Origin of the sequence: Paraburkholderia sp. BCC1876 (assembly GCF_902833695.1) — a bacterium.
GTDB lineage: Bacteria > Pseudomonadota > Gammaproteobacteria > Burkholderiales > Burkholderiaceae > Paraburkholderia.
Window position 1 is genome coordinate 316,685 of sequence record NZ_CADFGI010000005.1, and the last position, 25,019, is coordinate 341,703.

General features: G+C 64.2%; 25 protein-coding genes. 17 read left to right on the forward strand and 8 right to left on the reverse strand.

Annotation, left to right across the window (positions count from 1 at the left end):
- Nucleotides 1-47 precede the first annotated feature (47 nt).
- The 3 genes from HWY05_RS20405 to HWY05_RS20415 all read right to left on the reverse strand — a co-directional run bounded on the left by HWY05_RS20405 (nt 48) and on the right by HWY05_RS20415 (nt 2,156).
- Nucleotides 48-899 carry a pirin family protein gene (locus HWY05_RS20405; RefSeq protein ID WP_051980698.1) on the reverse strand — a complete coding sequence of 284 codons (852 nt, stop codon included), beginning with the start codon at nt 897-899 and terminating at the stop codon, nt 48-50.
- An 87-nt stretch (nt 900-986) separates the two neighbouring features.
- A complete protein-coding gene (locus tag HWY05_RS20410; RefSeq protein ID WP_035555922.1) occupies nt 987-1,409 on the reverse strand; it encodes a DoxX family protein in 423 nt (140 codons plus the stop codon).
- Between the two features lie 33 nt (nt 1,410-1,442).
- Nucleotides 1,443-2,156, reverse strand: coding sequence for a pirin family protein (locus HWY05_RS20415; RefSeq protein WP_035562864.1), 714 nt, complete (start codon nt 2,154-2,156; stop codon nt 1,443-1,445).
- Nucleotides 2,157-2,335: 179 nt separating this feature from the next.
- Here HWY05_RS20415 and HWY05_RS20420 point away from each other — a divergent pair, with 179 nt between their 5' ends.
- The 8 genes from HWY05_RS20420 to HWY05_RS20455 all read left to right on the forward strand — a co-directional run bounded on the left by HWY05_RS20420 (nt 2,336) and on the right by HWY05_RS20455 (nt 11,131).
- Nucleotides 2,336-3,253 carry a LysR substrate-binding domain-containing protein gene (locus HWY05_RS20420; RefSeq protein WP_176059383.1) on the forward strand — a complete coding sequence of 306 codons (918 nt, stop codon included), beginning with the start codon at nt 2,336-2,338 and terminating at the stop codon, nt 3,251-3,253.
- Nucleotides 3,254-3,589: 336 nt separating this feature from the next.
- On the forward strand, nt 3,590-4,351 hold the full coding sequence (locus HWY05_RS20425) for a 2Fe-2S iron-sulfur cluster-binding protein (protein WP_176059384.1): 762 nt from the start codon (nt 3,590-3,592) through the stop codon (nt 4,349-4,351).
- A gap of 13 nt (nt 4,352-4,364) precedes the next feature.
- Nucleotides 4,365-5,366 carry a xanthine dehydrogenase family protein subunit M gene (locus HWY05_RS20430; RefSeq protein ID WP_176059385.1) on the forward strand — a complete coding sequence of 334 codons (1,002 nt, stop codon included), beginning with the start codon at nt 4,365-4,367 and terminating at the stop codon, nt 5,364-5,366.
- Nucleotides 5,363-7,585: a xanthine dehydrogenase family protein molybdopterin-binding subunit gene (locus tag HWY05_RS20435; RefSeq protein WP_176059386.1), complete on the forward strand. Its 2,223-nt coding sequence runs from the start codon at nt 5,363-5,365 to the stop codon at nt 7,583-7,585. The genes HWY05_RS20430 and HWY05_RS20435 overlap by 4 nt, the downstream gene beginning before the upstream one ends.
- A gap of 132 nt (nt 7,586-7,717) precedes the next feature.
- On the forward strand, nt 7,718-8,305 hold the full coding sequence (locus HWY05_RS20440) for a nucleotidyltransferase family protein (RefSeq protein WP_035555915.1): 588 nt from the start codon (nt 7,718-7,720) through the stop codon (nt 8,303-8,305).
- Between the two features lie 70 nt (nt 8,306-8,375).
- Nucleotides 8,376-9,863, forward strand: a complete 1,488-nt coding sequence (locus HWY05_RS20445; protein ID WP_176059387.1) for a UdgX family uracil-DNA binding protein — start codon at nt 8,376-8,378, stop codon at nt 9,861-9,863.
- Nucleotides 9,864-10,142: 279 nt separating this feature from the next.
- Nucleotides 10,143-10,847 carry a PIG-L family deacetylase gene (locus HWY05_RS20450; protein ID WP_176059388.1) on the forward strand — a complete coding sequence of 235 codons (705 nt, stop codon included), beginning with the start codon at nt 10,143-10,145 and terminating at the stop codon, nt 10,845-10,847.
- 131 nt (nt 10,848-10,978) lie between these two features.
- On the forward strand, nt 10,979-11,131 hold the full coding sequence (locus HWY05_RS20455; protein WP_167444599.1) for a hypothetical protein: 153 nt from the start codon (nt 10,979-10,981) through the stop codon (nt 11,129-11,131).
- A gap of 71 nt (nt 11,132-11,202) precedes the next feature.
- On the opposite strand, the gene HWY05_RS20460 is transcribed toward HWY05_RS20455, so the two are convergent.
- The 3 genes from HWY05_RS20460 to aepX are packed head-to-tail and all read right to left on the reverse strand — an operon-like array spanning nt 11,203 to nt 15,184.
- Nucleotides 11,203-12,270: a 2-aminoethylphosphonate aminotransferase gene (locus HWY05_RS20460; RefSeq protein WP_035555909.1), complete on the reverse strand. Its 1,068-nt coding sequence runs from the start codon at nt 12,268-12,270 to the stop codon at nt 11,203-11,205.
- 38 nt (nt 12,271-12,308) lie between these two features.
- Nucleotides 12,309-13,472, reverse strand: a complete 1,164-nt coding sequence (aepY, locus tag HWY05_RS20465) for a phosphonopyruvate decarboxylase (protein ID WP_035555907.1) — start codon at nt 13,470-13,472, stop codon at nt 12,309-12,311.
- Nucleotides 13,469-15,184, reverse strand: coding sequence for a phosphoenolpyruvate mutase (gene aepX / locus HWY05_RS20470; RefSeq protein ID WP_176059389.1), 1,716 nt, complete (start codon nt 15,182-15,184; stop codon nt 13,469-13,471). Before aepX ends, aepY begins: the two co-directional genes overlap by 4 nt.
- On the opposite strand from aepX, the gene HWY05_RS20475 reads away from it, so the two are divergent.
- The 4 genes from HWY05_RS20475 to HWY05_RS20490 all read left to right on the forward strand — a co-directional run bounded on the left by HWY05_RS20475 (nt 15,183) and on the right by HWY05_RS20490 (nt 20,197).
- A complete protein-coding gene (locus HWY05_RS20475) occupies nt 15,183-15,563 on the forward strand; it encodes a hypothetical protein (RefSeq protein WP_176059390.1) in 381 nt (126 codons plus the stop codon). The genes aepX and HWY05_RS20475 overlap by 2 nt on opposite strands.
- Before the next feature lie 268 nt (nt 15,564-15,831).
- Entirely contained in the window at nt 15,832-17,373 is a 1,542-nt protein-coding gene (locus HWY05_RS20480; protein ID WP_035555903.1) for a methyl-accepting chemotaxis protein, read from the forward strand.
- 447 nt (nt 17,374-17,820) lie between these two features.
- Complete coding sequence (locus HWY05_RS20485; protein ID WP_176059582.1) at nt 17,821-18,438, forward strand: trimeric intracellular cation channel family protein; 618 nt, start codon at nt 17,821-17,823, stop codon at nt 18,436-18,438.
- A 25-nt stretch (nt 18,439-18,463) separates the two neighbouring features.
- Nucleotides 18,464-20,197, forward strand: coding sequence for a penicillin-binding protein 2 (locus tag HWY05_RS20490; RefSeq protein WP_176059391.1), 1,734 nt, complete (start codon nt 18,464-18,466; stop codon nt 20,195-20,197).
- Nucleotides 20,198-20,224: 27 nt separating this feature from the next.
- Here HWY05_RS20490 and HWY05_RS20495 read toward each other — a convergent pair whose 3' ends face one another.
- Nucleotides 20,225-21,325, reverse strand: a complete 1,101-nt coding sequence (locus tag HWY05_RS20495; RefSeq protein WP_176059392.1) for a sensor domain-containing diguanylate cyclase — start codon at nt 21,323-21,325, stop codon at nt 20,225-20,227.
- A 337-nt stretch (nt 21,326-21,662) separates the two neighbouring features.
- On the opposite strand from HWY05_RS20495, the gene HWY05_RS20500 reads away from it, so the two are divergent.
- From HWY05_RS20500 to HWY05_RS20505, 3 genes are all read left to right on the forward strand, one after another.
- Nucleotides 21,663-21,920 carry a DUF2866 domain-containing protein gene (locus HWY05_RS20500; RefSeq protein ID WP_035555897.1) on the forward strand — a complete coding sequence of 86 codons (258 nt, stop codon included), beginning with the start codon at nt 21,663-21,665 and terminating at the stop codon, nt 21,918-21,920.
- Nucleotides 21,921-22,027: 107 nt separating this feature from the next.
- The gene (locus tag HWY05_RS38650; RefSeq protein WP_279614180.1) at nt 22,028-22,150 is read left to right on the forward strand and encodes a hypothetical protein; all 123 of its coding nucleotides are present in this window, start codon (nt 22,028-22,030) and stop codon (nt 22,148-22,150) included.
- 154 nt (nt 22,151-22,304) lie between these two features.
- Nucleotides 22,305-22,673 (forward strand): hypothetical protein, encoded by a 369-nt coding sequence (locus HWY05_RS20505; protein WP_035555896.1) that lies wholly within the window; start codon nt 22,305-22,307, stop codon nt 22,671-22,673.
- A 64-nt stretch (nt 22,674-22,737) separates the two neighbouring features.
- Here the strand turns inward: HWY05_RS20505 and HWY05_RS20510 are convergent, their stop codons facing one another.
- Nucleotides 22,738-23,364, reverse strand: a complete 627-nt coding sequence (locus tag HWY05_RS20510) for a LysE family translocator (protein WP_035555894.1) — start codon at nt 23,362-23,364, stop codon at nt 22,738-22,740.
- 178 nt (nt 23,365-23,542) lie between these two features.
- On the opposite strand from HWY05_RS20510, the gene HWY05_RS20515 reads away from it, so the two are divergent.
- Together HWY05_RS20515 and HWY05_RS20520 are read left to right on the forward strand one after the other, a co-directional pair.
- Entirely contained in the window at nt 23,543-24,124 is a 582-nt protein-coding gene (locus tag HWY05_RS20515) for a YigZ family protein (protein ID WP_176059393.1), read from the forward strand.
- Between the two features lie 370 nt (nt 24,125-24,494).
- Nucleotides 24,495-25,001, forward strand: coding sequence for a hypothetical protein (locus HWY05_RS20520; protein WP_081936362.1), 507 nt, complete (start codon nt 24,495-24,497; stop codon nt 24,999-25,001).
- The last annotated feature ends 18 nt before the right edge of the window (nt 25,002-25,019 follow it).

A 25,019-nucleotide genomic window follows, 5' to 3' on the forward strand; every position in this document is an offset into this window, starting at 1 on the left:
CTCCCGATAGCGTTTTCGCTTCAAGCGTCAAAGGCGCTTTGGCCAGATCAGCCAATCCGACCTTGACGACGCAGGTCTGCGCCAATCGCCACGATCCCGGCTTCGCCGGTACGCAACGCCTCTGCCGACGTGTGAACCGAGTAATACCCAAGCACGAGATCGTGGGGATGCGGCACGGCCGAGCCGAGGACGAACTCGACATCTTCGTCGGCGGTGAAGGTCAACGCGTCTTCGGACTCGCGAAACACGACCAGTTCATTCGCAATAGACTCGTCGGCGACGCGCAGTGCGCCACGTTGAACACAGAGCCACGCCACGCTATGGCCGGCCGGCGGCATGTACTGCCATTGCTCGCCCGCTGCAAGCCGCACGACCAGGTAGTTGATGCCCGGGGGTGCGGGAATGGGGCTCTCGACGTTGTCATATCGGCCCAGGATAACGCGGGCCGGACCGCTATGCGGTACCTCGTTCGCGGATAAATACCGGCTCAGCGGCTCGCCCAGTTCGAGCTCGGGCGGCAGCGCGACCCATAACTGAAAACCGCGCACCGGCCCATCGCCGCGCGCGCGGCCGTCGTGCCACACGCCCTTGCCCGCATTCATCCACTCGACGCCACCGGCCGGCATGATCCCGGATGCGCCCGTCGTGTCTTCATACTCGACTTCGCCTTCCAGCAGCACCGTTGTCGTGGCGAGGCCGGAATGAGGATGCATGGAGAAGCGCATTTCAGTTCTCTCCGAGCTATCGAAATAGTCGAGAAAGACAAACGGCTTCAGGATTTCGCCAAGGTCGGACGGGCTGACCAGCCGCTTGATCGGACCATGCCGCTGGCCTGACGTACGCAGGACGATGGCTCTTGCGTCTCGCTGGAAAGACGGCTTAAGCGCAGGTGTTTTCATATCGATGCTCCATCTTCTGCATGACTGGGCGACGAGGCGATCGCGCACCGGATCGGGTGGGCGATCGTCCCGACGAGTCGATCCTGGTTAGCTCGCGTTCAGTGTCGAAGCGATCGACCCGGTGCGCCGCGAACGGGCGTCCAGGCTGAGTGCGCCCGCGCCGAAATACGTGATCTGCAAAAGACCGCCGGCCATCATCACGTTCTTGAGGAAGTGAATCATCTGGTTCTGGTCAGCGAAGTTGTGGTGAAAGAACATCGCCGTCACGATACAGAACAGCGCCATCCCCAGCGATACAGCACGAGCCCGGTAGCCCGACAGCAGCAGCAGGCCGCCGCCCAGCTCGGTCACCACAGCAAGGGCGAACGCGAGCGGCGGCACGGGCAGACCCATCGCGGCGATATAGCCCACCGTCGCGCCATACGCGGCGAGTTTGCCCAGCCCACTCATCACAAACGGCGCACCAATCAGAATGCGACCCAACAGCGGAAGAAATTTAAAGCGTTCCATCACGATCTCCATAAATGAAATTGCGTCGGTGGATTACGAAAAAGGGAATGGGCCGGCGTCCACCATCACCAGCTCAGAATCTTCAAGTGCGGAAATCTGCGCGGCGGCGACCTGCGTGATCGCCACGCCGTCCAGCGGTCCAACGTGCTCACCGTTCACTTCGATGCGTCCCGAGGCCACGACGAGATAGGCCTGACTGCGCGCAGCCAGCTCGTAACGAACCTGTTCACCGGTCTTCAGCATTGCGCCGAGTACACGTGCATCGGCACGAATCGGCAAAGCGTCTTCATCGGCGGTAAATCCGCTGGCAAGCACCACGAATCGCCCGGACCGGTCACCTCTGGGAAACGGCTTGGTGTCCCACCTGGGTGTGCCGCCCGTTTCGCGCGGCCGCAGCCAGATCTGATAAAGCTTGAGCGGCACGTCGCCGCGATTGAACTCGGCGTGACGGATGCCCGCGCCGGCGCTCATAACCTGAACATCGCCCGCGCTGATAACTCCTTCGGATCCCAAAGTGTCGCGATGACCCAGCACGCCCTGGCGCACGTAGCTGATGATCTCCATGTCGCGATGCCCGTGCATGGGGAAGCCGCTGCCCGCCGCGATCTCGTCGTCGTTCCAGACGACGAGGGGGCCGAGTGGGGCGTGCGCGGCATTGCCGTCGGCGCTCACCGCGAAATGGTGCTTCGCGCGCAGCCAGCCGTGGTCTGCCCTGTCCAACGATTGCCAACGCCTGTGTATGAGCATGTCCATCTCCGCTTGCAGTCATCGCGAGTGCGACGCTGATCGCCTGCGCCATCTGCCGGGTTCGGCGTCGGAAGCTGCGATGAGATGAATGCTAAATTTGCAATGACTCAATGCATATCTCCTAGAATGGAACGCATCATTGCCATCAATAGAACGATCAGACCGAGCGAAGGCCATTCATGAACGCAATCACTGACCTCAATGACCTTCGGCTCTTCGCGGAGGTGGTCGAGCACGGCAGCTACACGGCGGCCGCGCGCAGCCTCGGCCTGCAGACGTCGAAACTCAGCCGGCGGATTCGCGCGCTGGAAGAGGAGCTTGGCGTCCGCCTGCTCAATCGCACCAGCCGCAGACAGTCCTTAACGGAGACCGGGCGGCAGTTCCACCAGCATTGCCTTGCGCTGGTGGCGGAGGCCAAAGCCGCTAAAGATATCGTCGAGCGCACACGCTCCCAGCCGCAGGGCACGGTGCGGATTGCCTGCCCGGTGGCCTTACTGGAGTCGGGCATCTCCACGATCATCGCGCGCTACGTGCAGGACAACCCCGAGGTCCAGGTCCTGCTGGACGCAACCAACCGCCGCGTGGATGTCGTCGAGGAAGGGCTGGACTTCGCGATCCGGGTCAGGCTTCCACCGTTGGAAAACACCGATCTCGCCGTCCGTCAGTTGGGGCTGTCGATCCACATTCTGGTGGCTAGTCCAATGCTCGCGGCGCGCTATGCGGCGCCCGGTTCGATTGAATCGATGCGGGAATGGCCCACCCTCTCGATGGCGAGCAGCAGCGAGCGATTTGCCTGGAACCTGGTCGACGCCGAGGGGCGCGTGACGTCGTGGCCGCATCGGCCACGTTTCGCCACCGACGACCTGGCCAGCCTCAGGATCGCAGCGCTATCCGGTGTGGGCGTGGCGATGCTGCCGAGGGAACTGGTCGAGGCCGACATTCAGGCCGGCCGCTTGCAGCATCTGTTGCCGCAGCTCGCCAGCACGCCGGGCCTCGTCCATGCCATCTTTCCCACGCGCCGGGGTATGGTGCCGGCCGTGCGTCATCTGCTCGACGCACTCGTTGCAGGATGCGAAGGTTTGAACTGGCCGCGTTAGTGTCCGAATTTCAATCGGGTGGCTTTTTACGCGTGTGCTTCCGTCAGCGAGGCATAGCGTGCGCGCCCGGCTATTCAAATCTGAATACACAAAACTGTAGTGCGCGAACCGGCAGGCATCACTAACGGGCGCGCGCCGGCCCGGCGTTCCACGCAAGGCATCGGCACCCGCCACCGCCGGCCGGCGAGATTCGCTTTGCTGTCTCCCCTTTTTTCTAATACCGTTGTACTCACAACGGCATCCAAATTGCTGCGTGAAATCCGTTGGATCGCGACGCTTCGGAATTCGACGCTTCGCCAGCCTGCATTGACCTTTCAATGGAGTCGACAGAACGTCATGCCCACGCATACCGACCGTCCGGATTCGAGCGACGCACCCGCCGCCACACCCAATCAACCTTCACGCCGCCGCTTTCTGCAAACCGCCGCCGCTGCCGCGACGGTCGGCGCCGCGCCGCATCTGCGCGCGCAAACTCAAACGCCAGTCGCGCCGCCCGCGCCGGTCCGGCAAACCGTGCCGCCGCGTCCGGTCACGTTGACCGTCAACGGCCGGCCTTACACGCTGCAACTCGAACCGCGCGTGACCCTGCTCGATGCGCTGCGCGAATACGCGGGGCTGATGGGCACGAAGAAAGGCTGCGACCGCGGACAATGCGGCGCCTGCACGGTGCTCGCCGACGGCCGCCGCATCAACTCGTGTTTGACGCTCGCGGTCATGCACGAAGGCGAACAGATCACGACCGTCGAAGGGCTCGCCAGCAACGGCATCTTGAGTCCGATGCAACGCGCGTTCATCGAACACGACGCGTTTCAGTGCGGCTACTGTACGCCCGGGCAGTTGTGTTCCGCGACTGCTCTGCTGAACGAATTCCGCAACGGTACGGCCAGCACCGTCACCGCCGACGTGCGCAACCACCCCGCGCAACTGTCCGACGCTGAAATCCGCGAGCGCATGAGCGGCAATATCTGCCGCTGCGGCGCCTACGCGAACATCGTCGCCGCGGTACGCGCGGTGCACGACGGCGGCGGCCAGCCCGGCAACGCGGCCGTCGGCCCGTTGCAAGGCCAGCCGCAAGACAGCGCCCAGCGCAACGCGTAACGGAGCGACCAGCATGGATGCGATCTCTTACGAACGCGCCGGCGACATCGCCGGCGCAGTGCGCGCGGCGCAGCAGCCGGGCGCGGTGTTTATCGGCGGCGGCACCAATCTGCTCGATCTGATGAAAGGCGGCGTGGCGCGGCCGCTGCGGCTGATCGATATCACGCATATCGGCGGACTCGACACGGTCACGACACAGCCCGAAGGCGGCATTCGCATCGGCGCGCTGGTGCGCAATAGCGACGCGGCCAATCACGCGCTGGTGCGCGAGCAATATCCGTTGCTTTCGCAAGCATTGCTGGCGGGCGCGTCGTCGCAACTGCGCAATATGGCGACCGTCGGCGGCAATCTGCTGCAGCGTACCCGCTGCGGTTACTTTTACGACACCGCCTTCACGCAGTGCAACAAGCGCATGCCGGGCAGCGGCTGCGCGGCGCTCGACGGGCTGAACCGCACGCACGCGATTCTCGGGACGAGCCCGCAGTGCATCGCCGTGAATCCGTCGGACATGAGCGTGGCGCTCGCAGCGCTCGACGCCGTGGTCCGCGTCAGCGGTCCCGCCGGCGAGCGCGTGATTCCGTTCGCCGAGTTTCATCGGCTACCGGGTGATCGCCCCGACGTCGATACGACCTTGCAGCCCGGCGAATTGATCACCGCCGTCGATCTGCCGCCGCCGCTCTTCAGCAGCCATTCGCATTATCTGAAAGTGCGTGACCGCGCCAGTTACGCATTCGCGCTGGTCTCGGTCGCGGCCGCCTTGCAGATGGACGGCGATCGGGTGAGTAGCGCGCGTATCGCGCTGGGCGGCGTCGCGCACAAACCGTGGCGCGCGAGCGCGGCGGAACAGTTGCTCAACGGTCAGCCGCTCACGCAGGACACGCTGCGCAACGCGGCCGCCGCCGCATTACGCGACGCGCGTCCGCAGCGCGACAATCACTTCAAGGTGCAGCTCGCGCAGCGCGCGATCGTGCGTGCCGTGAACCAGGCCGCCGGCCGCGCGGGAGGTGTCGTATGAATCTGATCGGACAACCGGTCGACCGGATCGACGGTCTGCTCAAAGTCACCGGCGAAGCACGCTACGCCGCCGAATTTCCCGAGGCGCGTCTCGCGCATGCGGTGCTGGTGACCAGCACGATTGCGCGCGGCACGATTGCGTCGATCGACGCGAGCCGCGCGCAGGCGCTGCCCGGCGTGCTGCTGGTGATGACGTATCAGAACGCGCCGCGTCTGCCGAACGGTGGCAAGCCGGCGCTCGCGCCGCCGGCCGGCCGGCGTCTGTCGCTGCTGCAGGACAACGAGGTTCACTACAGCAACGAGCCGGTCGCGGTGGTGGTCGCCGACACGCTCGAACATGCTACCGACGCCGCGCACCAGTTGCGCATCACCTACCAGGCCAGCGCGGCGACCGTGGACTTCACGCAGGCGAAACCGAACGCGCATGCGCCCGATCGGCCGCAGGGCCGGCAGACCGATACGCAGCGCGGCAGTTTCGACGACGGCATGCGCAGCGGCGCCGTGCATGTGGATGCGACCTACACCACGCCGATCGAGCATCACAACCCGATGGAGCCGCACGCCACCCTGGCGCGCTGGGACGGTCCGCAGCTCACGCTGTACGACGCGACTCAGGGTGTCAGCAGCGCGGCGCAGGCCATCGCCAAAACGTTCGGCATGTCGCCCGCCGACGTGCGCGTGATTTCGCCGTTCGTCGGCGGCGGCTTTGGTTGCAAGGGCTCGTCGTGGTCGCATGTCTCGCTGTGCGCAATGGCCGCGCGGCAGACCGGCCGGCCGGTGCGGCTCGCGCTCGAACGGCCGCAAATGTTCGGCCCGGTCGGCGCACGGCCGCATACGGAACAGCGCTTCATTCTGGCCGCGCGCCACGACGGCACGCTGACCGCCATGCGTCACGACAGCACGTCGAATACGTCGGTGATCGAAGACTGGACCGAGACCTGTTGCATGGTCACGCGCATGCTGTATGCGGTGCCCAACCAGGTGACCACGCACCGCATCGTGCCGCTCAACCTCGGCACGCCGACCTTCATGCGCGCGCCGGGCGAGACCACCGGTTCGTTCGCGCTCGAATCGGCCATGGACGAACTCGCGGTCGCATTGAAGATGGACCCGCTCGCGCTGCGCCTGAAGAATTACGCCGACGCCGATCCGCAGGAAAACAAGCCGTGGTCGGGCAAGTCGTTGCGCGAGTGCTATCAGATCGGCGCGCAAAAATTCGGCTGGTCGCGGCGCAACGCCGCGCCGCGTTCCATGCGCGACGGCAACACGCTGATCGGCCTCGGCATGGCGACCGCGACGTATCCGGCCAACCGCAGCGAAGCCGCCGCCATCGCGCGGATTCTGCCGGACGGCACCGCGATGGTCGCCTCCGGCACGCAGGATCTCGGCACCGGCACCTACACCGTGATGACCCAGGTCGCCGCGGATTCGCTCGGCTTCGCGCCGACGCAGATCCACTTCGCGCTCGGCGATTCTTCGCTGCCGCGCGCGCCGGTGTCGGGCGGTTCGCAATCGGCGGCGAGCGTGTCGCCGGCCGTGCGCGACGCGGCCAGCCAGGCGCGCAGCCAGTTGATCACGCTCGCGCTCGCCGACGAGGCCTCGCCCGTGTACGGCATCGCGCTCGACGACATCACAGTGATCGACGGCTGGGTGACGAGCCGTTCGCAACCGGGCAAACGCGATCCGGCGGCGGCGATCATCGCGCGTTCGGGCGGCAAGCCGATCGAGGCGACCGCGACCGTCAAACCCGGCGACGAAAAGCAGAAGTACTCGTTCCACTCGTTCGGCGCGGTGTTCGTCGAGGTGCATGTCGACGCCGAGCTCGGCACGATTCGCGTGCCGCGTGTCGTGGCCGCTTACGACGTGGGCCGCGTGCTGAACCTGAAGACGGCGCGCAGTCAGTTGATGGGCGGCATTGTCTGGGGAATCGGCGCGGCGCTGCAGGAGGAAACCCTGCTCGATACGCGCTATGGGCGCTTCACCAACGCGAATCTCGCCGAGTATCACGTACCGGTGAACGCGGATATCGGTTCGCTCGACATTACTTTTATCGACCGGCCCGATCCGTATATCAACTCGCTCGGTGTGCGCGGCATCGGCGAGATCGGCATTACCGGTGTACCGGCCGCGATCGCGAATGCGGTATATCACGCGACGGGGGTACGGGTGCGCGATTTGCCGGTCACGCTCGATAAGGTGATGGGACCGATGCCGGTGTGAGGTTCCTCGGCGGAGAACCTCGACGAAAGCGGCGTGAATTTAGACAGCAGGCGCCAGGCGTAGGCATTGGCGCTTGCCTGTGCCTGGGTTGCATCGCACAATCGGTCTCATTCTTTCTACCGGTGCCCGCCCATGGCCTACGCCTCACTCGCCACTGGCGTGCTGCTCGCCGCCGGCTTCGGCTCGCGCTTCGATCCCGAGGGCCTGCACAACAAACTTTTAGCACGCATGCCCGACGGCACGCCGGTCGCGCATGAAGCCGCGCATCGGCTGCTGCGGGTGGTGACGCGGGTGCTCGCGGTGGTGCGGCCGGGCTCGGACGCGCTCGCGCGACTGCTGAACGATGCCGGTTGCGACGTGGTGTTCGCCGCCGACGCCGAGCGCGGCATGGGCGCGAGCCTTGCCGCCGGCATCGAAGCCAGCGACGACGCCGAAGGCTGGATCGTCGCGCTGGCGGATATGCCGCGCATCGCCACCGCCACGATCGAAGCCGTCGCTCACTCGCTCGATGGCGGGGCGTCGCTGGTCGCGCCGTTTTACCAGGGACAGCGGGGGCATCCCGTTGGCTTCGGGATCGAACATCGCGACGCGTTGCTGATGCTCGACGGCGATACCGGCGCGCGCGCCTTGTTGATGTCGCAACGAGTGACGCGGCTGGATGTCGACGATCCGGGTATTTTGCGGGACGTGGATACGCCGGAGGATCTGCTCAAGGTCTAGTGGCTTGATCTGCGCGGCAGTTTGGGCGGATACTGTATATCCATACAGTATTTTGTCCGATTTTGTCCGTATGACACGTATTCCCATCGAACCGTCTTTTGCCGCATGGCGCCGCGCGGCGCGTGCGCTGCTGCGACAGGAGATCGAGCCGGCGCAGATCGAGTGGGTCGAGTCGGAGAGCGACGCCGCAGAGGGCGATCGTTCGGATGCCGGGCAAGAGACGACGCGGCCGGCGGTGGCTGGTGCGGCAGACGTGACGGCTACATCGGCTAGTTCGGCTACTTCAGCCACCGCCCCGCCCGCCATCCCACGCGAATTGCTGTCGCGGCTAAAAGCGGCAGCCTGCTACCGCGCCGCCGACCGCTGGGCGCTTCTCTACCGCGTCCTCTGGCGCTGGACCCATGGCGAGCGCCAGGTCATCGCCCTCGACGACCCCGACGGCGCTCAACTCGCGCAACGCATCCAGTCGGTCGACCAGGAAAGCGAAGATCTGGTGACTCTCACGCTGTTCCGGCGTCGCGATCCGTCGATGGGACTGCCGGAGTTCGTCGGCTGGTACGACCCGCATCACGATCTGCTGGAACGCGCCGCCGCGTATTTCGGCAAGCGCATGGGCGATTCCACGTGGATGCTGGCCACGCCGCAGGGCGCGGCGTTCTGGAACGGCATGCTGCTGCGAATCGGCCGCCCGGCCACCGAGGAAAGCACGCAAACCACCCATGCCTTACCCGCCAGCGCCATGACCGGCGAAGCGATCACCAGCGAACCCACCGAGGCGCTGTGGCTCGCCTATTACGCCAGCGCCTTCAACGCCGAACCGGCGCCCGTACCGCTGCGTTACTGGCGCACGCCGGCCGCCGGTCCGCCGCTGCCCGCCCGCCTCGCGCGCGAACGCAGCCGTCTCGGCGCGCAGCGCGCCGCCGTCACCGTGCCGGAGAGGCCGCCCATCGAATATTCAGCGGTGACGCCGCCGTTGCGCGAGCCGACCGGCCCGCTCGCCACCTGCCGGCGCTGCGCGTTATGGCGCAACGCGAAACAGGCGGTCTCGGGCGCCGGGCCGGCTCGGTCGATGCTCATGGTGGTCGGCGAACAGCCCGGCGAGTATGAGAACCAGCACGGCGAGCCCTTCACCGGACCGGCCGGGCAGTTGCTGGATACCGTGCTCGCGCGTGCCGGGCTCGAGCGGTCGGCGCTGTATCTGACCTATGCGGTCAAGCACTACAAGTGGGAGACGCTCGACCAGCAGCGCATTCATCGCACGCCCGCGCCGCGCGAGGTCGAGGCGTGCCAATACTGGCTGGAGCAGGAGCTGGCGCACATCGCACCGCGCGTGGTCGTGACGCTCGGCGCGACCGCGCTGAAGGCGCTGACCGGCGCGCACGTCAACCTGTCGGAATACGTCGGGCAGACCATTGCGCGAGACGGGCGACTGATCGTGCCGACGTGGCATCCGTCGTACGCGCTGAGAACCGCCGATGCACGTTTGCGCGAGGATATCGTTGCGGCGATCGTGGCGGCGTTCAGGCGCGCGGCGGAGTTGGCGGGGACGTCGGCCTGACTCAAGCGCTCGCAAAGCCCACCCTGCGTCCTATCGTCCTCCACTCACAAAGGTGAGACAGTTCGGGAGACGTCAGATGCTCAACGGTGAACCTTTGCGGGACAGCGCAGTGCCCAGGCACACCGCTTGCGCATCCCACAACGGCCACGCAAATCTCGCCGTTTCCGCCTAAGCTGATGAGACGCCGCGATTTCCACGCCGCGCTAACACGCAACACCGCATAAACGCCACGCCAGCGCCCCGCATCGGGCAGGCGTCCCCGAAACCACCACACGTCCCATGAGCGAAACCAGCCCACGCCTGTTCATCGTCTCGCCCCATTTCGACGACGCTGTCTTCAGTTGCGGCGAACTCCTCGCCGCCCATCCCGACACGGCGATCTGTACCGTCTTCGCCGCCCCGCCCGAACAGGAAATGCATACCGAATGGGATGAAAAGTCGGGCTTCACGGGCGCGTATCAGGCCATCCACGCGCGCACGCTCGAAGACAACCTCGCGCTCGAAGTGCTCGACGCGATTCCGCTGCGCATGCCGTTCCGCGACGGCCAGTATCGCGACTCGCCGTCCATCAGCAAACTGGCGGCGGCGCTGGAAGAAACCATTTACCGCACCACCGCGAACACCTTGCTGATGCCGCTCGGTCTGCATCACGACGACCACGTGCGGGTTTTCGAAGCCTGCTGCGAAATCCTGCCGCGGCTGTCGCATCTGGAATGGTTCGGTTACGAGGAAGCGATTCACCGGCGCACGCCCGGCGTCGTGCAGGCGCGCCTCGCCGATCTCGTGCAGCGCGGCGTGGTCGCCACACCGGCCCAGCCGAGCGCGGGCCATACGATCGACGTCCAGCGTCGCGCGCAACTCAAACGCGAAGCGGTCAATGCGTATGGAAGCCAGTTACAGGCATTCGGCGCGGGCAATTACGAGGACGTCTTCGCCACCGAACGTTATTGGCAACTGAGCGTGGGGCGTCGGGCGAGAAAGTAAGCGGACAAGCCGACGTGCAAACGTCTAGGCTTGAAGAGGAAGAAACAAGCCGGCGCGACGCGCGGCCGCGGTCGAAGCCTGAAGGTCGACCGTTAGCCGACCCGCAGATCGCTCAACCACGAGGTGATGCCATGAGCTACGACATGCATACCAGTCCGATTCCCGATCCCAACGCCGATCCGAATCGCGACCCTGAAGCCGATCCGCTGGTGCCGCCGTCGCCCGGCCATCACCCCGAGGAGCCGCAGCGGCCCGATGGGCCGCCGGACAAAGATCCGGTGTAGAAAACGCGGGGCCGACGGCGCGATCCCGCAGCAGCGAAACCGCCGCGCGCTAAAAGCGGCGGCGGCCCGAATCAACGCATCAGTTCGGTAAAGCCCTGCAACAGACGGTCGATATCGGCAGCGTGAATATTGCCCATCGTCGAGATGCGGAACAGTTCGGCCGACAGCCCGCCTTGCCCTGCATAGATGACGAAGCCGCGCGCCTTCAACGCATCGTGCAATTGCGGATACGCAATACCGCCCGGCAAGCGATACGCGCGCAGCACCACCGACGACTGCTCCGGCGGCAACACGCTGTCCATGCCGCGCTCCGCCAACCCCACCCGCGCCTGCTCCGCGAGCGCCGCATAGCGTGCGTGGCGCGCGCGCCAGCCGCCTTCGTCGGCGAGTTCGCGCAGCGCTTCGACGAGCGCGTAATACGCGTGCACCGAAGGCGTGAACGGCGTATTGCGCTGATCCTGCAAACGCGCGAGACGGCCGAGGTCCAGGTAGTACGTGCGGCTCGCCGCCTGTTCGAGCGCCGCGCGCCGCACCAGCACGAACGACGCGCCCGGCACGCCATGCAGACATTTGTTCGCCGTGGCGGCGACCGCGTCGAGACTGCTGTCGGCGAAATCGATCGCTTCGGCGCCGAAGCTGCTGACGCCATCCACCAGCAAACGCAACCCGCGTTCACGACACAACGCGCCGAGCGCCGTCAGCTCGTTCAGGCGGCCGGTGGTCGTCTCGTGATGAATCACGGCGAGGTGCGTGAACGCCTTGTCGGCGTCGAGGCGTTCGGCGATCTTCGCGAGATCCGGCGCCTGCATCCACTCGTGTTTCAGCGACGCGTGCGCAATGCCGTACTGCGTGGCGATCTGCGAAATACGCTCGCCGTACACGCCGTTTTCCACCACCAGCAGCTTGCCGTTCTGCGGCACCAGCGCCGCGGTCATGCTTTCCACGGCCGCCGTGCCGGAGCCGGTCATCAGCACCGCTTGCCATTCGCTCGCGTCGAGGCCGTACAGATCGACCAGACGCGTGCGCGCCTCTTCCTGCAAGTCGAAAAACTCGCTTTCGCGATGGCACAGATCCGTCTGCAACAGGCTGTTGCGGACACGTTCGGTGAGCGTCACCGGGCCGGGATTGAGTAGCAGCATGAGCGCTCCTTGGCTTGTACGTTGTGCGTCGTTGTGCGTTAAACAGCGCCGATGTGGCGCATCAGGCGCGTCTTCACATCGGGCGGCGTGATGGTGGGGCGCGGCAGGCCGTCGGGCGTGCCACGGCGAATCGCCAGACGCGCGAAGCGCGGACCGTCGAGCGGCGCGCCGTCGAACAGTTCGTCCAGCACGCCGACGTCGTCGCTTTCAACCGCCGACGCGTAACCGCACGCGGCAGCCACGCCCGCGAACGAGACCTGCGACGACACCGTCGCCTGGCCGCCGGTGGAATCGTGCGCGCCGTTGTCGAGCAGCACGTGCGTGAGATTCGCGGGACCGTAGGCGCCGAGCGTCGCGAACGCGCCCATGCGCATCAGCGCCGCGCCGTCGCCGTCGAGCGCGACCACGTGCAGGTCCGGACGCGACAGCGCGAGACCCAGCGCGAACGGCGTCACGCAGCCCATCGAACCGACCATGTAAAGCTGGTTCGCACGGTCGTCGATCGCGTAGAGTTCGCGCCCGCAAAAACCGGTCGATGCGAGCACCACCGTCGATTCCAGCGGCGTGTGTGCGATCACCTTCTGCAACGCGTCGTGACGCGAAGCGAGTTCGTTCGCCGCGACGTTGTTGAATGTCGAGCGCGCCGGCACCGGCACGCGACGCTCGCCCGCGCCGTTGTCCTTCAACTCGTACGGCGCCACGCTGCCCTTCTGCATGACGAGCGCGTACGGACGACCGGTTTCGTCCATATGCGCGATCGCGCGATCCAGCGCCGGGCCGATCGCGTCGGCCTCGGTCGGAAAGGTCTCCCACGGAATCTCCATGGTTTCCAGCATCTGCGGCGTGACCGGGCCCATCAGCGCGTGCTGCGGTTCGTCGGCCACACCCGGCTGACCACGCCACGTGACGATCAGCAGTTGCGGCAGACGGAACGTCCACGTCAGCGAGGTCAACGGGCTCACGGCGTTGCCGAGCCCGGAGTTCTGCATCATCGTGATGCCGCGCCGGCCGTTTTGCGCGCCGAGCGTGACGCCTGCGATCAACGCGACCGCGTCGCCTTCATTCGCCGCCGACACGTAATGCAGCGATTCGTCCTGCAACACGTAGTTGATGAACGGCGTCAGATACGAACACGGCACGCCCGCATACCAGTCGAAGCCGCGCGTGCGCGCCGCTTCGACAAACTGTGCTGCCTCGATCATTGCGCGGCTCCGCTCGCGGCGTCCGTGGCGGCAGCGTTGGCCGCGAACGGCGCTTGCGCATGCGCGAAGTCGCCGGCACGACGGAAGTCTTCCAGGTCGTTCACACCGCGCCAGTGGCCGTGCACGTATTGCACTTCGATCGATTCACCCGCTTCGATCAGCGCGTTCAGCAGCGCGGGCATATCGAGCGTGGCGAAATCCGCACGCGCCTGCAACTGGCTCAACACCGCCTGCAAACGCGGCTGACCCGCTTCGCGCACGTTCAGCAGACCGACCCAGCGGCCATGCGGCGTTTGCGATGCGATGGCCGACGACGCGTCCTGCCCGCTCGACACATGACGCAGCGTCACCTTGTTGCCGAACAGACCGCGATCGTCGCCCGCCGAGCACCACGCGAAATCGCGCACGCTGGCGTTTTCCGCATCGGTCAGCGACGAATCGACCACCACGCTGAAGGCCGCTTCGCTCTCTACCAGATCGCGCAGGATATAGCTGCGGAACAGCAGGTCGCCGTACGAGATCACCGTGTCGCCCGAGAGCTTGGCCGCAGCGCAGGCGAGCGACGCGAGTTCGCCGGTGTGCGCGTGCTGCTCGTTGACCACCAGCTTGATGCCGGCCGTGTCGATCGCATCGGCGCGATAACCGCCCACCACCGTAATATCGTTGACGCTCTGCTTCTTGAACGCGTCGACGAGCCAGCGCAGCAGCGGCTTGCCGGCGATCGGCAGCATCACTTTCGGACGGTCTTCGGTCACGGCTTCGAGGCCCTTGCCGCGACTCGCGGCGAGTACCACGGCGGAACCCGCCGACGCGCTCGACAGATAGCGGTCTTCCGCTTCCGAGTACTCGTCGGCGTCTTGCAGACGGAAGATTTCGTTGACGGCGGCAATGCTGTCTTCAACGTTGACGAGCGTTTCGCTCGAATGAATTTCTTTGGCGACGGCTTGCATCGCCGAGGTCGCCGCGCGGATCAGATGGTTCGCCCAGATCACCGTGCTGATGCCCGCTTCGCGGAACACTTCGGTCGGCGTGCTGTAGTACTTGGTCGGCACGATCACGAGCGGACCGCGGCCGGCCCATTCGCGCGCGAATTCGAGGATTTCGTCGGGACGCGACAGCTTGCTGTGAATCAGGATCGCGTCCGCGCCGGCCTGGCGGTACGCTTCCGCGCGGCGCAGCGCTTCGTCCATGCCCCAGCCCGCGATCAACGCTTCGACGCGCGCCACGATCGAGAAATTCTCGTCCGACTGCGAGTCTTTACCGGCCTTGATCTTGCCGCAGAACTCGTCCATATCGGCGAGCGGCTGCGCTTCGCCGTTGATGAAGCTGTTGGTCTTCGGGAACTGCTTGTCTTCGATACACACGCCGGCAATGCCGCGTTGTTCGAGCTTGCGCACGAGACGGCGCACGTTGTTGAAGTTGCCGTAACCGGTATCGCCGTCCAGCAGGATCGGCAGGTCGCTGGCGTCGGCCATGAATTCGAGGTTGTCGACCACCTGGGTCCAGCTCGCTTCGTTGTTGTCACGCACGCCGAATTGCGCGGAGATCGCGAGGCCCGAGCCCCAGATCGCTTTGAAACCGGCTTCGCGAACGATGCGCGCGGAGAGGCCGTTATGCGCCTCCATCATGAATTCGAGTTCGCTGCTGACAAGCATCTGGCGCAGGCGCGCGCTACGGGACGTGGGGACGAAAGCGGGTTCGCGGGCGTTCATGTTCTTTACTCCTGATGGCGGGCTTATTGGTGCTCTTTTTTGCCCGGCTGGCGACTGGAAAATGGCGACTATAGCGGAATTTTTATTAATTCGTCTTTTTGACGCCGTTAGCGCGCATTTCTTGCGATTAAGTGGAAAATTGTGTCGTTTTTTGCGTTTTCGAACCGTGCCGACGCATTTGCTATTTATTGGCGTTATGTGCGCTTTTGACGCAAATACCGGCGGCCAGGCGTGGCACATGCGGCGGGGACGCACGTCCGGTTTTTTGCAGACAAGCGGGCAAGCGGGCGCGAATCAACGTGCGCCGCTGAATAATCTATTTGTTTTTATGCGATTTTATTTTTCAGCCGCTTTAATTGCGCGACATCGGCGGCATTAGCGGCAACGGCAATGCGCCCTATACAGAAAAACTCAACAAGCCGATATAAATCAAAAATAATTCGCGCACCCGGCGTATAAAACGGCGTCGCTTCCGGCTCAATCCTTATTTGGTAAGACAAATGGAATCGCAATACAGCGGGTTTCCCCTCCCCTGCGCATCCGATCCCGACAAGCCGTAAACACAGTCAGCGACAAGCGACTCGCTGAATGCCCATCAGCGAACCCAAACCTGACCGACCACTTTGCGAAAGCAACAAGCCATTGCTATGACTCTGAACAAAAAACTGGCCTCAATGATCGCCGTTCTCTGGATCGGTCTGATTCTGATCGGCGGCTTCGGCGCATGGCAAAACCGTGCCTCGATGATTTCGGACCGCCGCGACCAGTTAACCTCACTGATCGACCAGGCCAACCACATCGTGAACCGTTACTACACGATGGCGCAGCAACACACGATCACCGAAGACGAAGCCAAAAAACAGGCGCTCGACGCTCTGGGCGCGATGCGCTATGGCAAGGACGGCTATATCTCCGTCAACGATTCGCAGCCGGTCATGCTGATGCATCCGATCAAGACTGAGCTGAACGGCAAGAACATGGCGCAGTTCACCGACCCGGCGGGCAATCATCTGTTCGTCGATATCGTCAACGCGGGCAATCATGAAGGCGGCGGCTTCGTCGATTATTTGTGGTCCAAGCCCGGCAGCGACAAACCGGTGGCGAAGACCAGCTTCTCGCGCCACTTCACGCCGTGGGACTGGTACATCGTCACCGGCATGTATATGGACGACGTGCAAAGCGCGTTCTACGCGAACCTGCTGCGCTGGCTCGTGATTACCGTGACGCTCGGCGCGATCGCCACGGCCGTCATGCTGCTGGTGTTGCGCAGCATTCGCCGTACGCTCGGCGGCGATCTCGAAGTGGCGGTCGAACACGCGCAACTGATGGCGCGCGGCAATCTCGCGACGCGCGTGCCGGTCGATTCGGACCACACCGGCAGCCTGCTGCATGCGTTGCAGACCATGCAGGCCGGCCTCGTCGACACGGTGTCGCGCGTGCGTCTCGGTACCGACAACATCAATATCGGCGCGACCGAAATCGCCGCCGGCAACACGGATCTGTCGCAACGCACCGAGGAACAGGCCGCGGCGCTCGTGCAAACGGCGTCGAGCATGGACCAGATGACGGTCAACGTGAAACAGAACGCGGACAGCGCAGCGCAGGCCGCGCAACTCGCCGGTCAGGCAGCAGACGTCGCGACGCGCGGCAGCCGCGTGGTCGACGACGTGGTTCGCACCATGGGCGAGATCACCACCAGCTCGCGGCAGATCGGCGACATCATCGGCGTAATCGACGGGATCGCGTTCCAGACCAACATTCTGGCGTTGAATGCTGCCGTGGAAGCGGCTCGGGCCGGCGAACAGGGTCGCGGCTTCGCGGTGGTTGCCGCCGAAGTGCGCAGCCTCGCGCAACGCTCGGCAACAGCGGCGAAGGAGATCAAGGCGTTGATCGAGACGTCGACGGGAACGGTGGAAGCCGGCGCGTCGCTGGTCGCGAACGCGGGCTCGACGATGGGCGAGATCGTGCAGTCGGTGCGTCGCGTGAATGAGATTCTCGAAGAGATCAGCAATGCATCGCGCGAACAGAGCGCGGGCATCGAGCAGGTGAATCGCGCTGTCGGAGAGATGGATCAGGTGACGCAGCAGAACGCGGCGCTGGTCGAAGAGGCGGCAGCGGCGGCGCATTCGTTGAAAGATCAGGTGGGCGTGTTGCGCGAAGCGATTTCGAGCTTCGCGTTGCCGGCTTGATGCGGGGTTCGGGACTCGCCGCGGGTTAAATAGGCGGCCTGGCGGAGCGGAAAGAGACTCGGCAAAACAACGCTAAAACAGCTACAAAAAAGAAGGCGCTCTACAGGCGGAGAGCGCCCCTTTAACACGCCGCGTCGGAGTCGACGCATCAATCGAACGAGACAGCCGCGCGGATTTTTCAAGTCCGCGCGGTTTTTTTATGCCCGCGCGGCCGTCTTACTCGTCGCTTGATCGCAGGCATTGCGCCCGAGCGATCCAGCAAACGCTTACCCCACCTCAACCCGCAATCAACTTAAGCCGAATTTGGCATAGCCGAATTCGGCTTAAGCGATTTTCATCCTGACGACCTGCTTACGATAATGGCCGCTTTCAAACGCGCGCCAGACTGCGGCCTCCGCTAAAGAGCCTCCGTCGCGCGCCGCTCCGTCAAGGCTCGCCGTCATGTTGCTGCACCTCCTCTACCTCATTGCGATCGTCGCCGAAGCCATGTCCGGCGCGCTGATGGGCATGCGCCGCGGCATGGACCGCTTCGGTCTGTGCCTCGTCGGCACCGTCACCGCGCTCGGCGGCGGCACGGTGCGCGACGTCCTGCTCGGTCACTATCCGCTTGCATGGATCTCGCATCCAGATTACGTTCTTATTACAATCGGGGCGGCGTCGGTGGCGGCGGCCGGAGCGAAGTGGCTGCGCAACTGGCAGTGGCTGTTCGTCACCGTCGACGCCATCGGCCTGATCGCCTTCACCGTGATCGGCTGCGACGTGGCCGCCACGCTGGATGTGAGCCCCGCGATCGTGGTGCTGGCCGGCGCGATCACCGGCGTGTGCGGCGGCATGTTGCGCGACCTGCTGTGCAACCAGATCCCGCTGGTGTTGCGTCAAGAGTTGTACGCCAGCATCGCGCTCGGCGCCGGCGCGCTGTACGTGGCGTTGCAAAACTGCGGCATGGAACCGGGCCCGGCCTCCGTCGTGGTGCTGCTCGGCGGCTTCGCAGTGCGCATGCTGGCCGTGCGGTTCCGCTGGCGATTCAAGGTGTTCACCGCCGCCGATTCGGGCGGCGCAAGTTAATCGAGCTGTACGTTATCCGCACCCCATGACCCAGAAGAAGAAGTCGCAGTCGCACGATCCCTACGCGCCAGTCGCGAAGAACCCGTTGCTGGCGGCGCGCCTGCCAATGTGGCGCTCGAAACTCGTCGTGGTGCTGATGTTCGCCGCGTTCGCGTCGCTGGCGGGCCGCGCGTTCTGGATTCAGGTGGTGAACCAGGATTTCTACGTCGATCAGGGGCAAAAACGCTATCAGCGCACTCTGGAACTCGACGCGACGCGCGGGCGGATCGTCGATCGCAACGGCTCGATGCTCGCCGTCAGTCTCGCCACTTATGAAATCTGGGCCTCGCCCAGGCTGATCGACGAAGCCGCGTTCGCGCCGCTGTCGAAGCTGCTCGATCTGCCGCCGGAGGAACTGCGCCGGCGCTTAGGCGGCGACAAGACCTTCGTGCTGCTCAAGCGCCAGGTGGATGCCGATACGGCCGGGCATCTCTCCAAGCTGGGCCTTGCCGGCATCACGCAGATCGCGGATTCGAAGCGCTTCTACCCGGAAGGCGAATCCGCGGCGCACGTAGTCGGCTTCACCGATATCGAGGACAACGGTCAGGAAGGCGTCGAGCTTGCCGCCAACGAGCAACTGCTCGGCGTGCCCGGCCAGCGCGAAGTGATCCGCGACCGGCTGGGCCGCGTCGTGTCCGAAACCCGGCCGCTGGTGCCGGCTCAAAACGGCGACACCATCCATCTGACCATCGACCGGCGCATTCAGCAGCTCGCCTATGCGCAGTTGAAGGAGGCCATCGCGAAACATCACGCCGAAGCGGGCAGCGTGGTGGTGCTCGATGCGCGCAACGGCGAGATTCTCGCGCTGGCCAACTATCCGAGCTTCGACCCCAACGACCGCGCGCGTCTGACCGGGCGGCAACTGCGCAATCGCGCGGTCGTCGATACCTTCGAGCCGGGCTCGACGATCAAGCCGGTGGTCGTCGCGTTATCGATCGACGAAGGCAAGGTGCGGCCGCAAAGCATCATCGACACCGCGCCCGGCTGGTACAAGATCGGGCCGGCCGTGATTCACGACACGTCGAATCACGGCGCGATGACGGTCGCGGAGGCCGTGCAGAAATCGAGCAATATCGCGCTCGCCAAGCTCGCGCTGAATCTGCCGGCCGAAACGATCTGGCGCAAGTATCAGGAATACGGACTCGGTTTGCGGCCCGAACTCACGTTCCCCGGCGTGGCCTCGGGCAAGGTACGTCCGTATAAACGCTGGCGGCCGATCGAACAGGCGACCATGGCGTATGGCTATGGGCTGTCCACTTCGCTGCTGCAACTTGCCCAGGTCTACACCGCTTACGCCGGCGACGGCACGATGCATCGCGTGAGTCTGGTGCGCGACGGCGCGGGCGCGGCGGCGCACTCCGCCGATAAGGGCCATGCGGTCACCACGCCCGCTACCGCGCGCGCGATCCGTTCCATGCTGGAAATGGCCACGGGAATTGGCGGCACGGGCCGCGCGGCGACCGTCGCGGGCTACCGGATCGGCGGCAAGACCGGCACGGCGCGCAAACAGATCGGCGCGACCTACGCGAAAAACCGCTACCGCGCTCTGTTTGTCGGCATGGCGCCGATGAGCGATCCGCGCCTGGTCGTGGCCGTGATGATCGACGATCCGGCGGGCAAGTCGTTTTATGGGGGGACGGTGGCCGGTCCGGTGTTCAGCGGCGTGACCGGCGGCGCACTGCAGTTGCTGGGCGTGCCGCCGGATGCGCCGGAGACTTGAGCGGGTTGGGTTTGGCCTGGGTTTAGTTCAATCGCCCGCTTTTACCAACGCCTCGATGCGATTGCGGCCGTTGCGTTTGGCCTGATACATCGCGCGATCGGCTTCTTCCATCATCGCGCGGCCGTACGTGATCGCCTCGGCCGGCGCACCGCCGATCGTGCGCGCCGCCACGCCGATCGACACGGTCAGCGCAATGCGTTCGCCGTGATCGTCCTGCAACACGAGCCGTTCGACTGCGAGCCGCACGCGCTCGGCGACGGTCAGCGCATCGGCCCGATCGCCTTGCAGCAACGCGGCGAACTCTTCGCCGCCATAACGCGCGACGGTATCGCCCAGCCGCACCTGCTGACGCACGCAGGCCGCCACGGCCGCCAACGCGCGATCGCCGGTCTGGTGCCCGTAGGTGTCGTTGATCCGCTTGAAACTGTCGATGTCGATGAACAGACACGCCACCGGCACGCTATATCGGGCCGCGCGCATGATCTCTTCGCGCAGCCGTTCGTCGAAATAGCGGCGATTGGCGAGACCCGTCAGCGAGTCGGTCATGCCGAGTTGCTTGAGCCGCTCGCGATGCGCGACGTTGTCGAGACTCGCGGTCACGATGCTCGCGAAGCGCTCCAGAATATCGGTGGCCAAGCCTTCGCCGAAACGCTCCGGGTCGTCGCTGCCGAGACACAGATAGCCGCTGACGATATCGCCCGCGGCGAGCGGCAGCAGAATCGCGCTGGCTGTCGCGGCGCTGTCGCCGAAGAATGCGCGGCACATGGCGTCATCCCGTTGAGCGGGCCGACCTAGCCAGGGGCGGCCTTCGTCGCACAGACCTTGCGCGGCGAGCCCGCCTTCACGCGAGGTCTTCAAACCGGACTGATCGAGCGCGCGCATAGCGCCCGGTTCGAGTAATTCGAGCAGCATCGGCGCGCGGTCGTCGAGCCATAGCGTCACGCTGGCCAGCGAGAATTCCTGCGGCAGATGGCGGAACAATGTGTCGAGAAAAGACGCGAAATCCTGAGCGCCGATCAACCGCAATTCGACATTCTGGAAACGGCGCAGCGTGCGCTCGTTGTGCTGGACAGTATCGACGAGCGAGCGAAGGCGGTCGGAGAGCGGCGTTTGAGCGAGATTCGTCACGTTATCAATAAGGCGCGCCCGAAGGCGAAGCGGGGACCACGGCCCCAACCGCTGTAATAACGGCCGATTCAGCGAGGTCTTGAGGGTGCGGATAGAAACACACGCGGTCGTGTGAGTTCGCGCGTGAGTCTCATCTGAGTTCGCGCGCGGTTTCCCGCAGCCCCGCATTCGCTCGCGCGAGCTTTTCCGCGCTCTTAAGTCTGGCTTAATTCTTTGCTGTAACTATGACTCCACAACATCCCCTGTTGAGCCGCCAGAACATCGGCGGCGCTTTTTCTCCGGGGTGTCGGGGACGCGCCGAAAGGCAGGCAGCATACCTGCGAAGAAGGAGTCAAACATGGTTGAAGACACGGTATTCGAGCATCTGCGCGCCCTACCCGGCAACGAATGGGTTCGGCAGATTCACTCGTGCAAGGTCTCGGATCCTCTGCAGCCGCCTTGGGGACGTTCGTACCGTCTCGTCGAATGGACCATGAAACACACGCCCGAATCAAGCCGTCGGGTCGTGCCCGCCGAAAGCACGCCGTTCGAGATCGCCCAGGCTGTCGTCTCACATGTGCCGGGGCGACGTTTCTGCCAGCATGGCGACGAATAAGCGCGCGCGTTTCGAATCGCATTGAATTGAATTGCGCCGCCTCACATTCGTTTATCGAACAAGCCGGGTCTTGCAATGCTTGACAGTTGCCCGCAACGCTTCTGCCTATGATGGATGCTTCCGCCGACACCTTAGATGGTTACGCCATGAACTATCCGTACGACCTCCTCACCGCCGCGTGCCTGTTCATCATCGTGGTCTCGACGTCGATCATGCTCGCGTTGAGCTGAGTTGATCGAAGCCGGCCGCTGCGTTGGTTTTTGCGGCCGGTAAGCGGCGAATGCACGGTCAATAGCCGGCTGATGCATGCCCAACGCGCACGACGCGCTTCCGTAAAAAAGACGGAATATACTGTACATATATACAGTAATTTTCGTCTGAGCAATGCGCCTTCCTCCCTTCGATCCTCCCACGCTCGCCGAGCTGCGAGCCTGGTGGCGTACGCGTGACGAACATGCCGTGCAGCGGCTCATCCTCGAAATCCAACGTCAGCGGCTCACGCTGCTGGAGTTGCGCAATCTGATCGATTGTGGCGTTCAGCAGGCGCGCGCCACGGATCGCACGCTGGTCGAACGCGGCGAACCGTTAATGACGCTACGCATCAGAATCGCACAGGAAGTGCTGCGGGTCGGCGACATCGACGATACGCGGCAAATGAGTCGCGCCGCGCAGGAAAAGCTCGCGGTCCGCACCGAGGGGCAAATGGAATATGCACGCGAGGGCCGCCTGAGACGGCAGCGCCGCAATATCTAGCGAAGGCCGCGCGTCATCGTCCGCTCTGCACATAACGAAACGGACGTGGCACCGCGCGGTTGGGTCAGCGCGTTTGCGTGGCGACGCGCAGGCCGAGCGAGATAAACAGCACACCGATGATCTTGTTCTGCCAACGGCTCAACCAGGTCAGCCGCTTGACGAGTTTGCCGAGCGGACGAATCGTCAACACGATCAGCGTCGTATAAAGCGCGCTCATGCCGACGAAAATGAGTCCGAGCGTGGTGAATTGCAAAAACGTCGAACCGTGTTCGGGTCGCACGAATTGCGGCAGAAACGCGAGAAAGAACAGCGCGGTCTTGGGATTCAATACTTCAGCGGGAATGGCCTGAAAGAAGGCTTTCGAAGGCGACACCGGCGCGACCGTAGGCAAATGCGCATGGCTCTGCTTCTCGCGCAATGCACGAATGCCGAGATAAACGAGGTACGCGGCACCGGCGAATTTCACGGCGTTGAAGGCGAGTGCCGAGGTCATCAGCAGCGCCGACAGTCCGATCGACGCGGCCAGCGTATGAACGAAATCGCCGGTGGCGACACCGAGGCCGGTGAGAATGCCGGCCTTGCGGCCACCATGGACGGTACGCGTCAACACCAGCAATACGGCCGGCCCGGGGATCAGAAAGAGCCCGAGTACAACGGCAACGAAAGTCCCCAGGGTCGATAAATCGAGCATGTCGTCTCCTTGATGGTGCGCTGGGTTCGGCGTGCAAGCACGTGTTCCGCGGAACATTGTAGACGAGCGCACTCCTGGCCTAGACTTCTGTCTTTTGCACTCCGGCGCTGAACCGCACGATGAGACCCGGGACGATCCCGAAGACAACCCCGTGTGAAGCGCCGCACCGAACCTACGCATGAGTTACACCCTTTCCTCGCCGTGCATCAAGGAACTCGAGATCCGCAAGAGCCGCTTCATCGCGTACGCGATTCCCGTCGCCGATCGTGACACCGCGATGGCCGAATTGCGTCGTCTGCGTGAGGAGCATCCGGCCGCCACGCACGTTTGCTGGGCGTTGCTGGCCGGCGGCCAGTCCGGCATGTCCGACGACGGCGAGCCGTCCGGCACCGCAGGACGGCCGATTCTCGAAGTGCTGCGGCATCACGATCTGGACGGCGTTCTGGCGGCCGTCGTGCGTTATTACGGCGGCGTGAAGCTCGGCGCAGGCGGTTTGGTGCGCGCGTACACCGACGCGATCGCATCGGCTTTGCTGGACGCGCCGCGCGTCGAACGGATCGCGCAGATCACGCTCACCGTCGAGGTGAGTTACGCCGACGAGGCCAAAGTGCGCCGCTGGATCGACGCCGAAGGCTATACGCTGACCGACACCGCCCACGCCATGCTGGTGAGGATGACGATCCGCCTGCCCGTCAACGCACTCGACGATGCGCGGCGCGCGTTGGTGGATATGACACAGGGCAAAGCCGGCTTCTTCTGAGCAACAATACAGACAACGCAACCACGCGGCCTGCCCGCCTCGAATCCGCGCGACTGATTCCGCTGTAGCAGCGGCGCTCTAATGACACGGTGTCGATCGGCGAACCGCCTCGTTATGATGAACACCCTCGTGCGAACAGCGGGAATCCAGCCGTCAAGGCACGGAGAATATGGCCGGGCCCGACTCGCTGTTACCATGCTGCTCTGTACCGGATGACTTCATTTAAGAGGCAAATCTTCTGACTTCGACCGCCGCTCATTCCAGCACAGCGCCTCAGACGCCGCGACGGAGCCTGCCGTCGCTTCGTTCCCTGCGTTCGCCCCGCCGGTCCACGGTCCTCAAAGGCTGCGGCGTGATCGCGCTGCCGTTGATGCTGTCCGCCTGCTCCTGGTCCTGGTTCGGTCTGAATTGCGCGCCGCGCGCGAGTACCGCGCATCCCACCGGTTCATTGAGCGTGGCGCCTGCCCACGATTTCGCCTACATGGCGGCGCGCAGCGGCAAGGTCTCGCCAAACCGGATAGAAAACACCGCCATGACCGGTATCGTGCTCAAGGACGATATCAATGAAGCCGTGCGCAACGGGATCGTGCGTAGCCTGCAGATGTCGGGCTTTCATCTCGACACGGGCAAACGGATTCTGAGCGGCAGCATCGAGAAATTCACGGTAGACGACGAACGCTCACCCGCGTCCTGGACGCTGAAAATGCGCTACGTAGTCACCGACGCCGCAACCCAGAAAGTGGTGTTTTCAACCACCAAAACGGTCAGGCAAAAGTCGCCGAAATTCACCAGCAACACCATTGCGATCGAAGATACCGTGAAGCTGAGCGTCGATGCGTTGATCGGCGATCCGGGCTTTGTCAAAAGCGTGAATTGAGCGGGATACGCGTAGTTT